This is a genomic window from Burkholderia sp. 9777_1386 (assembly GCF_015712265.1).
Lineage (GTDB): Bacteria > Pseudomonadota > Gammaproteobacteria > Burkholderiales > Burkholderiaceae > Burkholderia > Burkholderia cenocepacia.
In genome coordinates, this window is record NZ_JACCQB010000024.1 from 59,939 (window position 1) to 77,680 (window position 17,742).

Consider the following 17,742-nt stretch of genomic DNA (forward strand, 5'->3'; position numbering starts at 1 on the left):
GATTCGCCATCGACGTTGCGCGGTATTCATCCATTCAATTCGAGGTGATCGATTTGGCCGATATCGATGAACAAGGCATGCATTCGTTGAAACGAGCCGCGAGTGGACCGCCATTCTGGCTCGCGATGATCTGGATCGTGCTCGGGCTTCCGGCTCTCGCGTTTGCGGGCTTCTTCGGCTATTCCACGGCCTCCTGCAGTTCCTTCGGCGACGCGCTGAACTGGGCGCTGTTTCTCTCGGCCTTCGCCGTGATGGCCGGCGTCATCCATCATGCGCCCAGCATGTTGATCGGACTTGTTGTCTGCGCCGCAGCTGCGTCGATTGTCCGACGTTTTCAACGAATCGAGGTGACATGGATAGGGTTCCTGGTCACGCTAACCGGCATCTACTTTGCCGCGGCGATTGTCGGGAAGCTGATGGATTCATACTGGTCGTGCAGCCTCTTTTGACAGGCACCCCATCGCCACTCTAATGCTCACGCGAGGATTCAATCCGTATCGAAACCCGGTGTTTGAAAAACGCGGGCCGCGCAACAGGCCGGCCCGCATTCATCGCACCGACCCCGCCTACACGCGCCGCAACGGCCGGAACCCGGCACGCACTTCACGCGCGAACAATTCCGGTTCCTCCCATGCCGCGAAGTGCCCGCCCTTGTCGACTTCGTTGAAGTAGATCAGGTTGTGATAACTGCGCTCGGCCCAACTGCGCGGCGCCTGATAAATCTCGCCCGGAAACACCGTGATCGCCGCCGGCAACGAGATATCCACCGCGTTGAAGTTGTTCGAGTGATCCTCCCAGTAGATCTGCGCGGCCGACGTCGCTGTATTGGTCAACCAGTACAACGAAATGTCGTCGAGAATCTCGTCGCGCGGAATCGAGCGTTCGGGCACGCCGCCGCTGTACGTCCACTGCGAGATCTTGTCGTACATCCACGCGGCCTGTCCGGACGGCGAATCCGCCAGCGCATAACCGACCGTCTGCGGCCGCGTGACCATCATCGCCGAGTAGCCGCAGTTGTCGCGATAGAACGTCGCGAGCTTCTCGTACGCAGCCTTCTCCTTCGGCGACAGCGACGCCGGCGCGGGCGCATCGGTCGCGAGCAGCGTGGCGATGTCCGGCGGCACCGTCGCCGGCATGTTCACGTGAATCCCGGCCAGACCTTGCACGCGCTGCATCGCCATCCGGTGCGAGATCACCGAGCCGCAGTCGCCGCCCTGCGACACGAAGCGCGTATAGCCGAGCCGCGCCATCAGTTCGCCCCACGCGCGCGCGATGTGATCCGAACCCCAGCCGGTCTTCGTCGGCCGGCCCGAGAAACCGAAACCCGGCAGCGACGGCACGACGACATGGAACGCATCGTCCGCGCTCGCGCCGTGCGCGGTCGGATCGGTCAGCGGGCCGATCGCCTTCAGCAACTCGAAGATCGAACCGGGCCAACCGTGCGTCATGATCATCGGCATCGCGTTCTCGTGCCGCGAGCGGACGTGAATGAAATGAATGTCGAGCCCGTCGATTTCCGTGATGAACATCGGGAAACCGTTCAGGCGCGCCTCGCCCTTGCGCCAGTCGTAGTCGGTGCCCCAGTAGCGCAGCAGCGCCTGCATGCGCGCGAGCCGCACGCCCTGCGATTCGTCGGCGACGGTCTCGCGGCCCGGCCAGCGCGTCGCGGCGATGCGACGGCGCAGGTCGGCCACGGCTTCATCGGGAATGTGTGCGGTGAACGGGCGTATGCCGCTCGCGCCGGTGGCCGCATGCAGCGCGGTGGGCAGCATCGCCGACACCCCGGCGGCCACGGAAGTGGCCAGCAGGTGGCGACGCATCGGGGAAAACGGTGTGGAAGACATCGTTCGGCATCTCCTTTCGTGAAGTGGAAAGTGAACATGCCGCGCGCGAGATCGCGCCCAGGCTTTCAATCCGGCGCGCCCTCGTCACGCGGCGTCGCCCATTTGAAAGGTCTGATGTATCCCGGATTTGTCTGATTTGTACGCGTTTGTAGCTGTTGCGCGGCGAGCGGCCACGCCTGTATGGCTGCCCGCCGATGCGGCGCTCAGAGCGCCTTGACGATCGCGCCGTCGACGCGAATGTTCTGCCCGGTGATGTAGCCCGCGCCGTCCGACAGCAGGAACGCGACCGTCTTCGCGATCTCGCCGGTCTTGCCGAAGCGGCCGGCCGGAATGCGCGCGACGATCTCCGGCGTTTCCGGCCAGCTGTCGATGAAGCCCGGCAGCACCGCGTTCATCCGGATGTTCTCGGCCGCATAGCGTTCCGCGTAGAGGCGCGTCCACGCGCTCAACGCCGCCCGCAGCGCCGACGACACGGGCATCGGCTGCTCGGGTGCCTCCGCCGCGAAGCTCGAGATGTTGACCACCGCGCCGCCGCCCTGCTTCTGGAAGATCGGCGTCACGCGGCGCATCACGCGCACCACGTTCAGCAGGATCAGGTCGAGGCCCGCGTGCCAGTTGTCGTCGGTGATCGCCAGCAGCTCGCCCTTCGGCGGATGGCCGGTGTTGTTCACGACCGCGTCGATCCGCCCGTAGCGCGCGACCGTTTCCTGCACGAGCCGGTCGATATCGGCTTCTTCCGTCACCGAGCCCTGGATGCCGAAGCCGCCCAGTTCCTCGCCGAGCGCCACCGCGCTGCCCGACGGCGACATCAGCGCGACGCGGTAGCCGGTCGCCGCCAGTTCGCGCGCGATCGCCGCGCCCATGCCCTTGCCCGCCGCCGTGATCAGCGCCACTTTTTCTACAGTCACGATCCGCTCCTCGTTTCGATTCTGCCGCCGCGCAGCCGCCATTCGGCGCGCCATGGTGGTAATGTAGGCGCATCGATTCCGGCTGTCGAACCAGTATTTCTGCCGCCAGCCGATAGTTTTTCTACAGCCTGACGATGCCGCCACGCCCTTCCCGCCTGCCGCCACTGAATGCGCTTCGTGCGTTCGAAGTGTCCGCGCGGCACCTCAATTTCCGCGCCGCCGCCGACGAGATCGGCGTCACGCAGGGCGCCGTCGCGCAGCAGGTGCGCCACCTCGAGGACGTGCTCGGCCTGAAGCTGTTCGAGCGCCTGCCGCGCGGCCTCGCGCTCACGCACGACGGCGCCGCGTATTTCTCCGACGTGCAGCGCGCGCTGCATGCGATCGCCGACGCGACCGACAAGCTCGTCAAGCGCCGCGCCGCGCTGACGATCAGCACGACGCCGTCGTTCGCGTCGAAGTGGCTGATCCCGCGGCTCGCGCAGTTCACCGACGCGCATCCCGACTACGACGTGCGCGTGATCGCCGATCCGCAGATCGCGACGTTCCGCCACGACGGCGTCGACCTCGCGATCCGCTACGGCAAGCCGCCGTTCGGCAAGCATCTCGCCACCCATGCGCTGTTCCCGCTCGACGTGTACGCGGTGTGCAGCCCGTCGGTGCTGACCGCGCCGGCTTCGCCGCGCGCGCTCGCTGGCCAGGTGCTGCTGCACGACGCGCACGATCTGTGGCCCGAATTCCTCGCGGCGATGCCCGAACCGGTCGACGTCGATCCGCACAAGGGGCTGCGCTTCAACCAGACGTCGCTCGCGATCGACGCGGCCGTCGCCGGTCAGGGCATCGCGCTCGCGACCGAGCCGCTCGTCGAGCGCGACATCGCTGCCGGACGGCTGTGCAAGCCGTTCGACTTCGCGTTTCCGCTGTCGATGGGGTTCTATCTCGTGTATCCGGCCGAGCGCCGCGACGACGACGCGATCGCGGTAATGCGCGCGTGGATGATCCAGGCCGCGTCGGACGGGCGGCCTTGAGCCGCGTGAGCTCGCCTGGCTGGCCTCAGGGGGCGATCCAGCGGGCTTCGTCGCCGCTGTCGTTCAGGTCGAATACCGCTCGACGATGGCCGGCGCGTGCGAGTTCGAGCCAGTCGATGCGCGTGACCGTCATGTGGATCAGGCAGAAGTTTTCGTAGCCGTCGCCGGTCGGCGCGGTACTGTCGGGATGCGCGGCTTCCGGCGACGCGACCGGCGTACCGGGCGGCAACGGTGCGCGATACAGCAGCAGCGTATGCGGACGGCTCGATTGCCAGATCGCGCGCCGCTGCGCTTCGTCGTCGCAGATCGACGCAACGCCTTCCGCGCGAATCTGCACGAGTGCATCGAGGTCATTGGCGACGATCGAGATGCGCGGATCGCGACGCAACTCCGCGACCTTCTCCGAACGTGCATCGGTATGAAACGACAGCACGCGCTCCGTGCGATTCACCTGACGCAACACGATCGTCCGAACCTTCGGCGCACCGTCGAGGCCGAGCGTCGCCGCCTGCAACATCGTGAACGGCGAGCGCTGCACGCTGACGCCGGACTCGAGGCAGGACCAGAGGCGATCGTAGGTTTGCGCGAGCGATGCGGAGGTCGAGTCGGACATGGGACGGTGGCGATCGTCGGTGTTTCGATCGCGCCAGCTTAACCGTTTGTTTCGGCGACGGCTCGCATGGGATGCGTCGCCGCCATGTGCCGGTCAGTTGTAGCCGAGCACGACCGGCGCCGCATCGCCTGCATCGGGCGCCGGCTCCGCGCCGAACCGGCCGAGCACGTCGGCCACATATTGCGGCCCGGCGCTGATCTGCGACGAGCGATGCTTCGCCGGCTGCTTATACGCGGCGCTCGCCGCCGCCCCCATCGATGCCGTTTCGTTGACGGTGATATTCACGCTGATGTCTCCTCACGCGGCCAGCGCCGCACCATATGCGCGCACGAGGCGCGCGACGCCTTCCCGGATCGCCTCGACGTCCGGCGCGGCGAACGACAGGCGCAGCGATGCCGCGTCGACGTTGTCCGCGAAGAACGCCTTGCCGGGCACGAACACGATCTTGTTGGCGATCGCCTGTTGCAGTAGCACGTCCGACGGCACCGCGCCAAGCCGCGCCCACACGAACATCCCGCCTTCGGGACGATGGAATTCGATCGCATCGCCGAACCCGTCGCGCAGCGCGTCGCACATCGCGTCGCATTTGCGCCGGTACGCGGCCGTGATGCGCGGCAGATGGCGTTCGAGCGCACCGTCGGCCAGATATTCGGCGGCAGTAGCCTGCGTCCACGGCGTGCTGCACAGATCGACCGTCTGCTTCGCGATCACGCAGCGCCGCGTGATCTCGGCCGGCGCGATCGTCCAGCCCACCCGCAACCCCGGCGCGACGATCTTCGACAGGCTCGCGAAATGCACGAGCCAGTCGCGCGCGCCGTCCACTTCACCGGCCAGCGCGAGCATCGACGGCACGGCTTCGCCCGCGAAACGCAGGTCGCCGTACGGATCGTCCTCGACGATCAGGAAACGGTATTGCACCGCGAGACGCAGCAGCTTCAGCCGGCGTTCGCGCGTGAGCGTCGCGCCCGTCGGGTTCGCGAAAGTCGGGACCGTGTAGAGCAGCTTCGGCTGCGCGATCGCGCCGGACGCGAGCTGCGCCGCGAGACGATCGACGTCGAGGCCTTCGCCGTCGACGGGGATCGTCACGATGCGCGCCTGCTGCAGACGCATCGCCTGCAGCGTGGCCGGGTAAGCCGGCTGCTCGGTCAGCACGACGTCGCCGGGCGACACCATCACGCGCAGCAGCAGGTCGAGGCCCTGCTGCGAACCGGTCGTGACGAGCAGTTCGGCCGGCGTGCACGCGACGCCGCGACGCGCCATCAGCGCGATCAGTTGCTGCTTCAGTTCGGCGAGGCCGTCGGTCGGGCCGTATTGCAGGCAGCGGACGGGTTGCGCGTACGCGCGTTCGGCGGCCGCGTTCAGGCCGTCGACGTCGAACAGGTCGCTGGCCGGATAGCCGCCCGCGAAGGAAATCATGCCCGGTTCGGACAGGTACTTGAACAACTCGCGGATCGGCGAGCCGGCAGGGTTTTGGAATGAGGGCGTGAACGCGTACATGTCGTCGTGAGCTGGTGGGCGCGGACGGCCGGGATAGCCGTCGAGCGCCGGCCGCCAAGGCGCTTCTGGCGCCGCGGCGGTGAATTCGAGCCACGATTGTCGATAGTCATTAAGGGCTCGGCAAACGATATCTATGCACTAGGTCTTGCGGTTTGGTCATTAAATCGCGGGTAACGGGCGGCATGGCGTGCGGATTCGATGTGTGTTTGGGCGTGCTCCAGACGTCACGCATTCCTGCGCATATCCCGCGTCGTCGCCTCCGCCGCCTGGATGCCGGAAAGCATGGCCGTGGGCACGCCATACCCGGCATCGCGTTGAGATAGTCAGTCGTCGACCGCCGCCTGTGTCATCCCGCTCGTCCCTTCCGCTACCGGCTGGATACCTGTCGCCGGTGCGTAGAGCTCCGGCACCGCCTTGCCGTTTGACGCCCCCCCGGCAACACCAGCGATGGGCAAGTATAGGCGAGCTAGCGTGGCACGCTAGGCGCTGAGATACGCAGAGCCGTCTGTTGTCGCATCGCCGGCATGCGATTGGTCATGAACATGCATGGCAGCACGGCTCCCGGGCAACCGACCTGAATCGAAATCGCCCGATGCGACAGTGGCACCGTGCGGGCCTTGTATGCGAGCCGCCCGTGGTACAGCATGGTCGGGCAACAAATGCCGAACCACGTCGAAACGCGAGCACGTCGCCACGACGCAATCGATCGAGATGCGCTCTCCATCAGCCAGCATGATGCCGCGAGCCACTCCCTTCTCCACGACGATTTCGCGAACATTGGCGCCGAACCGGATCGGCACCAAGCTAACGATGTCACGTCACCGAGCGACACTGGCGCCAAGAGGAGAAACTCACGAAAGGTCATGGAATTACGTGCCGTGCATCGGCGTGCGGTTACCATTGGGACTCGCTGAACAATGAACTCAACCAAAAGATAAGAGACGCAGATGCTGCTGGTACCGCGCACATGCACGCGCCAATCTGACATCAAAGATGGTCCGGTTGCAAAACCGATCCCGCTGAGCGACACGCGAGCTTTAACGGCATACGTGTTGCTCGGCGACCCAGGCTCAGGCAAAACCGAGGCATTCGTGCAGGAAGCCGATACCGGTGGCGGCTATCGCATCAGCGCGGGGGACTTTCTCGCTCTAGATCATCCTGAACTGCAAGACTCGACGTTGCCGGTGTTCCTCGACGGGCTCGACGAAACACGGGCCGGCACCTTCGATGACAGGGTGCCCTTGGACAACATTCGCAAGAAGCTGCAGCAGTTGGGATGCCGCAGTTTCCGCCTCTCGTGCCGTGCTGCCGACTGGCTGGGCAACCCGGATACGGCCAAGCTGCAGTGGCTACTGCCGGCAGGGGAGCAGGTCCACGTGTTCAATTTGTATCCACTTACGCTGGACGACGTTGCCGCCATCCTTCCGGCTAATCACGGCATCGCTGACCCGCAGGCCTTCATCACGTCGGCCGAACGACATGGACTGACCGATCTTCTGTTCAACCCACAGACTCTGGGAATGCTCGCGATGGCGGTCGGCCCAGACAACTGCTGGCCGGAGACTCGGTTGGCCGTATACGAAATGGCGTGCGAGCGGCTGGCACAGGAGCACAACGAGGAACATGTTGCAGCTACTCGCAAAACCGCACCGAATCAAGACATGCTCCATCAGGCCGCAGCATACCTTTGCGCTCTCCAACTGATCGCCGACCTCACCGGCTTCACACGCTCCCCGAAACCGTCAAAGCGGGTACTCAGACTAAATGCCGTGCCGAATCCCCAAGGACTGCCCCTAGACGAAGCATTGGCCAGCCGCCTGTTCAAGTCGATAGGACGCGACGTGTTCGTGCCGGTACACCGGACTGTGGCCGAATTCCTTGCCGCCCGGTGCCTGACCGACCACCTCCGGGAACACCTCACGTTGCGGCGTGTGCTCACGTTAATCTGCGGCTCAGACGGTGGAGTCGTCAGCAGCATGCGCGGTCTGACAGGCTGGCTGGTGTCAATGTCCACCTTGGCTAGGACCGCCCTTGTTCGGCTCGACTCACTTGGTGCCCTCCTGTACGGGGACGCGAAGGACTTCTCGATTGCCGAAAAGTCGACGTTGATGGAGCGCCTCGGCAGCGATATCGCGGTTTCTGCGTCATTCCGCTGGTATGAGTGGGAAGGCCGGTTTACGGCATTAGTCACACCCGAGATGCGCATGATAGTCGCCCAACGACTGGCTGATGAGGACCGCTCGGAGAACCATCAAATGCTGGTGTTTGCTCTGCTCGAGGGACTGCGCGACGTGCCATTAGACACCAACTTAGTGCCTCTCCTACTGCCCATCGTGCGGGATGCGTCCTGGTGGCCAGCCATACGCAGCCGATCCTTAAAAATCTATCGGCGTTGGGTTGGCGCGACCGATCCATCCCTGCGCACATTGTTGGACGACATCCGTTCTGGGGATGTGACCGACAGCGAAGACGAATTGCTTGGTGCATTGCTCAAGATGACGTACCCAGGAGTGCTTTCGTCTGCGGATCTCCCGGCCTTTCTTCATCCTCCGAAACGAAACAACCTTATCGGCGAGTACACGATGTTCTGGCGGCATGACCTAGACAATGTCGACGTCACTGAAGTGCCGAGCTTGCTGGACGCATTCGCAGCGCGGACAGAACTAAGCAAAGGGGACACCCTGCGTGAGTACACCGAAGCCGTCGGTGGTCTGTTAGCGCGTGTTTTAATGGACGACGCGGAGGAAATATCTGATGAACGGTTACTGAACTGGCTGGATGCAGCATGCGGCTTGCACGCGGAAAGTTTGCTGGAGAAAGATGATAAGCAAGCGATCCAACAGTGGCTGCAAGATCGTCCGCACCGCTATTTTTCGCTGCTGGATCTGGCACTGAACCGGTATATGAGCACTGGGAATGGAGTATGGCATGCCGAGGCCCGGCTGCATGGCGCAAAGGCACCGGAGAACGAGTTCGGTTGGTGGCTTGCAAAGGCTCAATCGACCGCAGACGAGGTACCGGGCAAGGAGCTTTTCATCCGAGCGCTCGAGGCAATTTCCGCCGCCCCTCGACTCGATCTCGAAGAAATGCTGATCGCATGCGAAAAACTAGCTGCGTCACGGGGATGGCAAGATTTGCTCGCCGGGAAGCTCACTTGCAGCTTCGAGCAGTGGAAATGGAAATTGGACGCTGCCACACACCGACAAAAACGCAATCTCGAAGCAACTGAGAGGCGCGACTTTTATCGCGCACGACTGGCCGATTTCGCGCTACCACTTGTGCCTCTTGCGATCCTACGTTCCGTGGCCGATGTCTACGAACGCCGGTACTACAATATCGAGGGCAAAACACCGCAAGAAAAGCTGACCAGCTTCTTCGCGGGTGACGAGGACCTGGTTCAGGCTGCGTTCTGCGCGTTGCGCAATGCGATAAACCGTGTGGACTTACCTTCCGTCGAGGAAACCTTGGCGGCCACCTCTAAGGGCAAGCGTATGGTGCTGAATGCACCGGCGCTGATTAGCCTTGAGCTAGCCTATCGCGACGACCATCGAGTCCTCGCCTCGCTGCCTGACAAACGCCTCGCGGCGGTATTGGTGGCCCACTTTGTGCACCCAATCAATGACCACGGCTCCTGGGTGGCTATGGCAGCTGCAACTCGACCGCAATGCTTCGTCGATGCCTTGAGCGCCTATCTGACGGCAATGATGCAGTGGAACAACCGCAGCCCGCATGTCACGTATCTCTTTAGCGATCCAGCCTACGCAGAAGTTTCCAAGACCTGCTTGCTGCCGCTGCTTGCGCAATTCCCCTTGCGCGCACGCCCTTGTCTCCGCGGCGCGCTCATGGATATGTTGCACGAGGCGTTGAAACTTCCTACGCGGGAGGAATTGCTTCCCCTCGTCCAAGTGCGCCTCGACGCACCGAAAGTGGACGGGCCCCAGCGTGCCTGTTGGCTAGCTGCGGGACTGCTACTAGCCCCAGATCGTTATCTGCCTGTTGCCAAAGGGTACCTGCAGAGGCGCCCGCCCGCTGTCGAATACTTCGCCGAGTTCTTGCACCACCGCCGCGAGATCGGTGGTAGTGATACTTCGTGGCCTTCAAACGTGTTGGGATTTTTGATTGAGCATTTTGCAATTGGATGTTCACCCACTCACGCCACCGACTCCGGCTGGGTAAGCCCAGCCATGAATCGTGCCGATCTCGTCAGGCAATTCCTCAACGATTTGGCCAGCAGGCCCGATACAGGAAGTGCCGAACAGCTCAAACGAATTGAAAGCATGCCGGCACTCGCCGAATGGGAGTCAAAGGTGCGGGAAGCCCGAGCCGCCCAGCGGATTGTCTGGCGCGATGCAACGTACGAACGGCCCACATGGTTGCAAGTCTGCGCGGCGCTACAGCAGGGAAGGCCATCTAACCCGGCCGAGATCGCCGCGATCGTAAACGACACCATAGAAGATCTGAAGGAGCAGGTCTGCCGTAGCGACTTGAACCTGAACCGCCAGTACTGGAACGCAGATTCGCACAAGAAAGTAACAACACCTCGACACGAAGAGCTTTGCCGTGACACGCTCACCGACCAACTTCGCATCAGGCTTGAACGGTTCGAGGTTGCCTGCTTGCCAGAGACCCACCACGCCGACGGAAAGCGCTCCGATGTGTGGTGCACCACTGGCACCCTGGGCGGCGTGCCAATCGAGGTCAAGCGCGATCGGCACAGCGAACTTTGGACCGCCACTCGGGGGCAGCTAATAGCGCGCTATGCGACCGATCCACGGGCTAAAGGGCACGGAATTTACGTCGTGCTCTGGTTCGGCGATCCGACGCAAATCCCCCTACCGCCCTCCGGCTTGCGACCGAGAACGTCTGATGAACTTCAGGTAACGCTGGAAGCAGGCTTATCGGAGGAAGAAAGACGCACCATCACGATCCACGTACTTGATTGTTCAGTTCGAGCGAACTAAGCCGCCCCCCGCTTACGACACGGAGATGACGTCGACAGGCGTCGTCACAGCCACGCCAAGAATGCATGGTCCGAGACAACGACGAGGAAGTATTGGGGTAACGGCCGCTTCTGGCTGCGGACTCAACCCGCAACTGAAGCCGACAAATAAGGGGCGGCCTCGGCCGCCCCACGACAACCAATCAATCAGCCCGCCACACCCCGATTAGCCTCGATCACCGTCAACGCGGCCATATTCACGATCCGCCGCACGGTCGCACTGGAAGTAAGAATATTCACCGGCGCATTAACGCCCAACAGGAACGGCCCCACCGCCACATTACTCCCCGCCTCGGTCTTGAGCAGGTTGTAAGCAATATTCCCCGCATCCACGTTCGGACAAACCAGCAAATTCGCGGCCCCCTTCAACGGCGACATCGGCAGCAGCTTCGCCCGCAGCCCTTCATCGAGCGCACAGTCGCCATGCATCTCGCCATCCGCCTCGATATCCGGCGCCTGCTCCCGCACGATCTCCAGCGCCCGGCGCATCTTCACACCCGAAGCCGCGCTCCCCGACCCGAAATTCGACCGCGACAGCAGCGCGACCTTCGGTGTCAGGTTCAACCATTCCATCTGGCGCGCCGCCGCGATCGTGAATTCCGCGATCTGCTCCGCATCGGGGTTGTCGTTCACGTGCGTATCCACCAGCGCGACCGTGCGCTGATCGAGCAACAGGATGTTCATCGCCGCATAGGTCGACGCACCCGGCTTCTTGCCGATCACTTCGTCCACGAACCGCAAGTGATTGTGATACTCGCCCACCGTCCCGCAGATCATCCCGTCCGCATCGCCGAGCTGCACCATCATCGCGCCGATCAGCGTCAGGCGGCGGCGCATTTCCACGCGCGCCATTTCCTTCGAAATACCGTCGCGGCAGCGCAGTTCCCAATACTTCGTCCAGTACTGCGGAAAGCGCTCGTCGTATTCCGGATTGGTCACTTCGACATCCTGACCGAGTCGCAGACGCAGGCCGAATCGCTCGATGCGCGCGAGCAGCACCTCCGGACGCCCGACCAGAATCGGCCGCGCAAGCTTCTCGTCGACGATCACCTGCACCGCGCGCAGCACCCGCTCGTCTTCGCCTTCGGTGAACACGATCCGCGCCTTGCCGCCGTCACGCACGAGCTGACGCGCGGTCGCGAACAGCGGCTTCATGAATGCGCCCGAGTGGTAGACGAATTGCTGCAACTGCTCGACGTACGCATCGAGATTGGCGAGCGGACGCGTCGCCACGCCGCCTTCCATCGCGGCCTTCGCCACCGCCGGCGCGATCCGCACGATCAGGCGCGGATCGAACGGCTTCGGAATCAGGTATTGCGGGCCAAACGACACGTCGTAGGCACCGTAGGCCGCCGCGACGACTTCGTTCTGCTCTTCCTCGGCCAGCCCCGCGATCGCGTGCACCGCGGCGATTTCCATCTCGCGCGTGATCGTCGTCGCGCCCACATCGAGCGCGCCGCGGAAAATGTACGGGAAGCACAGCACGTTGTTGACCTGGTTCGGGTAGTCCGAGCGGCCCGTCGCGATGACGACGTCATCGCGCGTCTCGTGCGCCAGTTCCGGGAAGATTTCCGGCGTCGGGTTGGCCAGCGCGAGAATCAGCGGCCGCGCCGCCATTTCCTTCAGCATGTCCGCCGTGAGGATGCCGCCGACCGACAGGCCGAGGAACACGTCCGCGCCGCCGATCACTTCGGCGAGTTTGCGCGCGTCGGTTTCCTGCGCGAAGCGCGACTTGGCCGGGTCCATCAGCGTGGTGCGGCCGCGATAGACGACGCCCTCGATGTCGGTCACCCACACATTTTCCACCGGCAGCCCGAGGTCGACCAGCAGGTCCAGGCACGCCAGCGCGGCCGCGCCGGCGCCCGACGTCACGACCTTCACTTCCTTGATCGACTTACCGACGACCTTCAGCCCGTTGATGAACGCGGCGGAAACGGTGATGGCCGTGCCGTGCTGATCGTCGTGGAAAACGGGAATCTTCATGCGCTCGCGCAACTTCTGCTCGACGGTGAAGCATTCCGGCGCCTTGATGTCCTCGAGGTTGATGCCGCCGAACGTGGGTTCGAGGCCGGCGATGATGTCGACCAGCTTGTCCGGATCGGTCTCGTTGATCTCGATGTCGAACACGTCGATCCCGGCGAACTTCTTGAACAGGACAGCCTTGCCTTCCATCACCGGCTTCGACGCGAGCGGGCCGATGTTGCCGAGGCCGAGCACCGCGGTGCCGTTCGTGATCACGCCGACCAGGTTGCCGCGGCTCGTGAAGCGGTGCGCCTGCAGCGGATCGGCGGCGATCGACTCGCACACGCTCGCCACGCCGGGCGTATAGGCCTGCGCCAGATCGCGCTGGGTCACCAGCGGCTTGCTCGCGACGACCGAGATCTTCCCGGGGGTCGGAAACTCGTGGTAGTCGAACGCGGCCTGCTGCTGTGTCTCTGTCTGTTTCATGTTGTGGGTCCCGGCGTGGGCGCCAGGCCAATCCCGGCGCGATCCATGAAGGGGATTCTAGGGATCCGCCATAACGTGATGATTCTGTTTTAATATCGGCCCATCACTTTTTCATGATGAATACATGACCAGTCAATGAATTTTGACGCAAACGACGTGGTCAGGCGGCTCGGCGCGCGTCTGAAGATCCGGCATCTGGTGCTGTTGCTGCAGATCCAGCAGCACGGATCGCTGACGCGGGTCGCCGAACACATGGCCAGCAGCCAGCCGGCCGTGACGAACGCGCTGTCCGAACTGGAAAGCATGTTCGGCACGGCGCTGTTCGAGCGCTCGTCGCGCGGCATGCGGCCCACCGCGCTCGGCGCGGTCGTGCTCGAGCGCGCGAAGGCGATGATCAAGGATCTCGACCACCTCGCCCGCGAGATGGAGGCCGTCGCCGCCGGGCATGCGGCCCATCTGCACATCGGCGTGATTCCGTTCATCTCCGGCCAGATGCTGTCGGCCGCGCTGAAGCGGCTGCAAGCGCGCATGGAGCGGCGCCTGACCGTGACGATTCACGAAGGCACCAGCGATCAGCTGCTGCTGCAACTCAAGGATCACAGTGTCGACATCGTGATCGGGCGCGCGTCGTCGGCGATCGATCTCGGGCAGGTTTCGTTCGAAGTGCTGTACCAGCAGCAGCCGCGCATGATCGCGAGCCGGCGCCTGGCGGCCAAGCTCGCCCGCACGCCGCTGGACTGGCACAAGCTGCACGCGCTCGACTGGATTCTCGGCGCGCCGCACACGCCGATGCGCGAACAGGTGACCGACCTGTTCCTGTCGGCCGGCATCGCGCCGCCCGTGCCGATCGTCGAAAGCTATTCGTCGAAGCTGATCGGCGAAATGATCGCGTCGAGCGACGAAGCCGTGTCGATCGTGCCGGCCGATATCGCGGAAGAGCTGGTGCGGATCGCCGGCGTGGCGATCGTGCCGTATTCGCTGGTGTGGACGCTGCCGCCCATCGCGCTGTTCACGCGTTCCGCCGATTCGCGGTCGCCCGCGCGCGATCTGCTCGTCGACGCGCTACGCGCGGTGTGCAAGGAGACTTACGGGGACGCACAGCGGTAACACGCTATTGGGCGGCGGCGAGGCGCCGCAGGATTTCCGGACGCTCCGCACTCAGCACGCGATCCGCGCCTTCGCCTCTGTCATAGCGTTTGCTCGTCCGGTAGGAAAAGCGCTTCGCGTATCGATTGGCGGCGGGATCGAACGTCCATGCGTCGACGTCGAAGACGTGCTTGCCGAAATGATCCTCACCCTTGCCCCACACGTAGTCGGCCCGGACGAACAGCGGATACGGCGACACCTGCGGCACGCTCCACATCGCACGATCGGCCATCTCGGTTTCGGTGACGATCGGCATCAGGTTCTCGATCTTGCCATTCGCGCCGACACGCAGGACAGCCACGCGTTCCAGCATTCCGCTGCCGCCACCCGAGAACATTCCCGAGAAAAACACCCACGAGCCGCCCGACGCAATCGGCAGCCGTTCGGAGCGTGGATTCAGACCGAACTGGTACAGCTCCCTGGCGGAACCGGGGACAAGCTTCGGCGGCATCTCGAAGCACGGCGCACGGTCGGGCAGCACGCAGAGCTTCACGCCCGACAACGGAAGCCCGTCGGCATCGAGCTTGCCTTCGGATTGCGTGAAACGCGGGAATGCAGTTTCGCCGGAGGCTGCTTGAACGTGGGCGATGCCGACGACCGCCACGCTCGAGATCACCGCGAGCGTTTTACCGATCCGGCGCATCACCCCTCCCCCCGATGACACACCACCTCGATATTGTGTCCATCCGGACCGGTGACGAACGCCGCGTAATAGTTCGCGTGATAATGCGGCCGCAGCCCGGGCGCGCCATTGTCTTTCGCACCAGCCTCCAGCGCCGCGCGGTAAAACGCATCGACTTGCTGCCGCGTGTCGGCCACGAATGCGATGTGGAGATGCGCCGGCTTCTCGTCGGTCTGGAACAAACACAGCGAAGGCTTGCCGGGCGCACTGATCTCTATCCCGTACGACGGCTCGCCTTCCCCGACGATCACGACGCCCAGCGGTTCAAGCGCCTTGAGGAAAAACGCCTTGCTGGCGGCGTAGTCGCTGACGCCGAATTTGACGTGGTCGAACATGGGGCTCCCCCGGATGAATGAGCTTGGGATGGACAGTGATACGGTCCTGGCGAACCGGACAGATGATACGGGAATAGCGGTGACCGAAGCCGCTCTCCGATCGCGCAATGCACTGGCTTTCCCATGCGCTCTCACACACGTCGCCGCGCATCCACAGCGGCTCAGGTCAAGGCGGCGAACACCGGCTGGCTCCTGACGCTCTCGCGCTGCAGCATGCGCGCGTACCAGGCGCGAAGCGCTTCGCATTCCTCAGGCACCGGCAGCTTCACGAGCATCGCAAAGATCAGACCGCCGATGACGGTGATGTCGGCCATCGAGAACGTCGCACCCGCGACATACGGCCGGCTTTGCAGAACGGCATCGAAGTAGCGCATGCCCCTCAGCGCCTTGTCGCGCTGGCGGAACCCCCACTCCGGGTTTTGATACGTCTCGACGTCGGGGCCGAGCCCCGGCGTGCCGTGATGGAAATAGACGCTGACGGCGTCGAGCAGCTCCAGCTCGGCGCGTTTGCTCATCATGTGAATGATGCCCTTTTCGCGAGGCGTGCTGCCGGTGAGCGTGGGCGCGCCATCGAGTGCGTCGAGGTATTCGGTAATGGCCGTGCACTCGGCGATACAGGTTCCGTCGTCGAGCTCCAGCACCGGCAACGTACCCGAATAATTCTTGCCGGCGATGAACTCGGGCTTTTTATGCTCGCCCTTGTAAAGATCGACCATCACGAACTCGACGCGCGATTGCAGCCCCTTTTCGGCCAGCGCGATGCGCACGCGGGTCGGATAGGGCCCGGTCGGGAAATCGTAGACCTTCATCAGGGGCAGTCGGGCTACGTCGAAATTGGCGGTACGGGAAGTCATTGCAGGCGCGCTCCATGGTCGTTTGCACTGGATCGGACGACATGAACACACGTCGCCCGCGAATCTACCTAACGTTTGTTAGGTTAACCATATAAGGTACAATCCGGAGTGTCAACACCATTTCCCGTGCGCGGAGACTGACGCAGTGACGAACGACGCGAGCTCGAACTCGAGAGAAAGAATTCTGGCAGCCGCCACGCGGCTCGCGCAGACGCACGGTTACGGCGGCTTGAACTATCGGGATCTCGCCAACGAGGTGGGGATCAAGGCCGCGAGCATCTACCACCATTTTGAAAGCAAGGCCGATCTCGGCGCGGCGGTAGCGAGGCGTTATCGGGAAGATTCAGCGGCGGCGCTGAACGACATGCTGGCCCGATCGCGCGATCCGCTGGATTGCCTGCGTCGCTATCCGGATACCTTTCGCAAGGCGCTCGAGACCGGCAACCGCCTGTGCCTGTGCAGCTTCATGGCCGCCGAAACCGACGACCTGCCGGAAGTCGTGATGAAGGAAGTGCTGGCCTTCGCCGACGTGAACGTGGCGTGGTTGAGCAAGGTGCTGTCCGCGGCGGCAGTGGTCGGCGCTCGGGAGAGCAAACAGCGGGCGCGGGCCATCTTCGCCGCCATCGCCGGCGCTCAGCTCATCGCGCGCAGCCGTGCCGATCTCTCGCTCTACGACGCGCTGATCGACAGTTATCGTAAGGCAGGCCTTTTGCCCGCGTAGCCGTGCAGCGGCGACGCGGCTTCGGGCGACGTCGAACGTTCGCGAACGGGTGATGATCAATCGGGCGCTCCACGCCGTCAGAAGCCCGCTCTCTACGGATGAAAAGTCTCGCCCCGCTTCAGCATGTCGATGAATTCCGCGATTTTGCGCGCCCGCGTTTCCGGCTTCTTGGCGCTCTGTATCCGGAACAGGATCGCATAGCGATTACGGCTGTTCAGCGTTGCAAAAAACTTCGCGGCTTTCGGATTGGCGTCCAGCGCCGCCTGCAAGTCGTCCGGCACGGTCGAGTTGCTGGCCGACGTATAGGCCGCCTCCCAGCGGCCGTCCTTCCTGGCCCTGTCGATCTCGGACAGGCCAGACGGCTGCATCCTGCCTGCGGCGATCAACGCTTCGGCCTTGTCCTTGTTGATTTTTGACCAGATGCTTTTCGCGGAACGCGGGCTAAAGCGCTGCAACCAATACTGCTCGCTCTCGGCCTTCTTTTGGCCATCGATCCAGCCGTGGCAGAGGGCGCTCTCAACCGCCTGTTCGTAGGTGACGGTTCGCTGCTCCGCGCCTTTTTTCGCGAGCCGCAGCCATGCTCCGGTCGACGTGCCGCCGTTTTGCCCCAACCAGTTTTCCCATTCGGCCTGACTGGCGAACGTCAGCGCACAATCGGTCATGACACGAT

The 17,742-nt window shown here is 63.4% G+C and carries 15 protein-coding genes; 5 read left to right on the top strand and 10 right to left on the bottom strand.

Features of this window, described 5'->3' with window-relative positions:
• The first annotated feature begins 44 nt into the window (after window positions 1–44).
• A complete protein-coding gene (locus tag H0X91_RS19085; RefSeq protein ID WP_330165488.1) occupies window positions 45–449 on the top strand; it encodes a hypothetical protein in 405 nt (134 codons plus the stop codon).
• 117 nt (window positions 450–566) lie between these two features.
• Here H0X91_RS19085 and H0X91_RS19090 read toward each other — a convergent pair whose 3' ends face one another.
• Window positions 567–1,844, bottom strand: a complete 1,278-nt coding sequence (locus H0X91_RS19090) for an epoxide hydrolase family protein (RefSeq protein ID WP_006484637.1) — start codon at window positions 1,842–1,844, stop codon at window positions 567–569.
• 203 nt (window positions 1,845–2,047) lie between these two features.
• Window positions 2,048–2,752: an SDR family oxidoreductase gene (locus H0X91_RS19095; protein ID WP_196433237.1), complete on the bottom strand. Its 705-nt coding sequence runs from the start codon at window positions 2,750–2,752 to the stop codon at window positions 2,048–2,050.
• Window positions 2,753–2,886: 134 nt separating this feature from the next.
• Here H0X91_RS19095 and gcvA point away from each other — a divergent pair, with 134 nt between their 5' ends.
• Window positions 2,887–3,777, top strand: coding sequence for a transcriptional regulator GcvA (gene gcvA, locus H0X91_RS19100; RefSeq protein WP_006495741.1), 891 nt, complete (start codon window positions 2,887–2,889; stop codon window positions 3,775–3,777).
• 25 nt (window positions 3,778–3,802) lie between these two features.
• Here gcvA and H0X91_RS19105 read toward each other — a convergent pair whose 3' ends face one another.
• The 3 genes from H0X91_RS19105 to H0X91_RS19115 form a co-directional block, all read right to left on the bottom strand.
• On the bottom strand, window positions 3,803–4,390 hold the full coding sequence (locus H0X91_RS19105; RefSeq protein ID WP_109341943.1) for a pyridoxamine 5'-phosphate oxidase family protein: 588 nt from the start codon (window positions 4,388–4,390) through the stop codon (window positions 3,803–3,805).
• A 93-nt stretch (window positions 4,391–4,483) separates the two neighbouring features.
• The gene (locus tag H0X91_RS19110; protein WP_027810831.1) at window positions 4,484–4,675 is read right to left on the bottom strand and encodes a hypothetical protein; all 192 of its coding nucleotides are present in this window, start codon (window positions 4,673–4,675) and stop codon (window positions 4,484–4,486) included.
• A gap of 12 nt (window positions 4,676–4,687) precedes the next feature.
• The gene (locus H0X91_RS19115) at window positions 4,688–5,887 is read right to left on the bottom strand and encodes an aminotransferase-like domain-containing protein (protein ID WP_077056698.1); all 1,200 of its coding nucleotides are present in this window, start codon (window positions 5,885–5,887) and stop codon (window positions 4,688–4,690) included.
• 947 nt (window positions 5,888–6,834) lie between these two features.
• On the opposite strand from H0X91_RS19115, the gene H0X91_RS19120 reads away from it, so the two are divergent.
• A complete protein-coding gene (locus H0X91_RS19120) occupies window positions 6,835–10,848 on the top strand; it encodes an NACHT domain-containing protein (RefSeq protein ID WP_080322866.1) in 4,014 nt (1,337 codons plus the stop codon).
• A gap of 185 nt (window positions 10,849–11,033) precedes the next feature.
• Here H0X91_RS19120 and H0X91_RS19125 read toward each other — a convergent pair whose 3' ends face one another.
• Window positions 11,034–13,334 (bottom strand): NADP-dependent malic enzyme, encoded by a 2,301-nt coding sequence (locus H0X91_RS19125; RefSeq protein ID WP_196433238.1) that lies wholly within the window; start codon window positions 13,332–13,334, stop codon window positions 11,034–11,036.
• A 135-nt stretch (window positions 13,335–13,469) separates the two neighbouring features.
• On the opposite strand from H0X91_RS19125, the gene H0X91_RS19130 reads away from it, so the two are divergent.
• On the top strand, window positions 13,470–14,441 hold the full coding sequence (locus H0X91_RS19130) for a LysR substrate-binding domain-containing protein (RefSeq protein ID WP_006484599.1): 972 nt from the start codon (window positions 13,470–13,472) through the stop codon (window positions 14,439–14,441).
• A 4-nt stretch (window positions 14,442–14,445) separates the two neighbouring features.
• Here H0X91_RS19130 and H0X91_RS19135 read toward each other — a convergent pair whose 3' ends face one another.
• The 3 genes from H0X91_RS19135 to H0X91_RS19145 all read right to left on the bottom strand — a co-directional run bounded on the left by H0X91_RS19135 (window position 14,446) and on the right by H0X91_RS19145 (window position 16,351).
• Window positions 14,446–15,123, bottom strand: a complete 678-nt coding sequence (locus H0X91_RS19135; RefSeq protein ID WP_196433239.1) for a hypothetical protein — start codon at window positions 15,121–15,123, stop codon at window positions 14,446–14,448.
• A complete protein-coding gene (locus H0X91_RS19140) occupies window positions 15,123–15,497 on the bottom strand; it encodes a VOC family protein (protein WP_048984307.1) in 375 nt (124 codons plus the stop codon). The genes H0X91_RS19135 and H0X91_RS19140 overlap by 1 nt, the downstream gene beginning before the upstream one ends.
• Window positions 15,498–15,658: 161 nt before the next feature.
• Window positions 15,659–16,351 carry a glutathione S-transferase gene (locus H0X91_RS19145; protein ID WP_043205045.1) on the bottom strand — a complete coding sequence of 231 codons (693 nt, stop codon included), beginning with the start codon at window positions 16,349–16,351 and terminating at the stop codon, window positions 15,659–15,661.
• A 145-nt stretch (window positions 16,352–16,496) separates the two neighbouring features.
• Between H0X91_RS19145 and H0X91_RS19150 the strand changes: the two genes are divergently transcribed.
• A complete protein-coding gene (locus H0X91_RS19150) occupies window positions 16,497–17,072 on the top strand; it encodes a TetR/AcrR family transcriptional regulator (protein ID WP_034202807.1) in 576 nt (191 codons plus the stop codon).
• Between the two features lie 92 nt (window positions 17,073–17,164).
• Here H0X91_RS19150 and H0X91_RS19155 read toward each other — a convergent pair whose 3' ends face one another.
• A complete protein-coding gene (locus tag H0X91_RS19155) occupies window positions 17,165–17,734 on the bottom strand; it encodes a YdeI/OmpD-associated family protein (RefSeq protein WP_059722347.1) in 570 nt (189 codons plus the stop codon).
• Between the last annotated feature and the right edge of the window lie 8 nt (window positions 17,735–17,742).

What these genes read in the sequence shown, in the direction of transcription:
- H0X91_RS19090 (WP_006484637.1), bottom strand. Translation starts at nt 1,844, where the DNA reads ATGTCTTCCACACCGTTTTCCCCGATGCGTCGCCACCTGCTGGCCACT.
- gcvA (WP_006495741.1), top strand. Translation starts at nt 2,887, where the DNA reads ATGCCGCCACGCCCTTCCCGCCTGCCGCCACTGAATGCGCTTCGTGCG.
- H0X91_RS19105 (WP_109341943.1), bottom strand. Translation starts at nt 4,390, where the DNA reads ATGTCCGACTCGACCTCCGCATCGCTCGCGCAAACCTACGATCGCCTC.
- H0X91_RS19115 (WP_077056698.1), bottom strand. Translation starts at nt 5,887, where the DNA reads ATGTACGCGTTCACGCCCTCATTCCAAAACCCTGCCGGCTCGCCGATC.
- H0X91_RS19120 (WP_080322866.1), top strand. Translation starts at nt 6,835, where the DNA reads ATGCTGCTGGTACCGCGCACATGCACGCGCCAATCTGACATCAAAGAT.
- H0X91_RS19125 (WP_196433238.1), bottom strand. Translation starts at nt 13,334, where the DNA reads ATGAAACAGACAGAGACACAGCAGCAGGCCGCGTTCGACTACCACGAG.
- H0X91_RS19130 (WP_006484599.1), top strand. Translation starts at nt 13,470, where the DNA reads ATGAATTTTGACGCAAACGACGTGGTCAGGCGGCTCGGCGCGCGTCTG.
- H0X91_RS19135 (WP_196433239.1), bottom strand. Translation starts at nt 15,123, where the DNA reads ATGCGCCGGATCGGTAAAACGCTCGCGGTGATCTCGAGCGTGGCGGTC.
- H0X91_RS19140 (WP_048984307.1), bottom strand. Translation starts at nt 15,497, where the DNA reads ATGTTCGACCACGTCAAATTCGGCGTCAGCGACTACGCCGCCAGCAAG.
- H0X91_RS19145 (WP_043205045.1), bottom strand. Translation starts at nt 16,351, where the DNA reads ATGACTTCCCGTACCGCCAATTTCGACGTAGCCCGACTGCCCCTGATG.
- H0X91_RS19155 (WP_059722347.1), bottom strand. Translation starts at nt 17,734, where the DNA reads ATGACCGATTGTGCGCTGACGTTCGCCAGTCAGGCCGAATGGGAAAAC.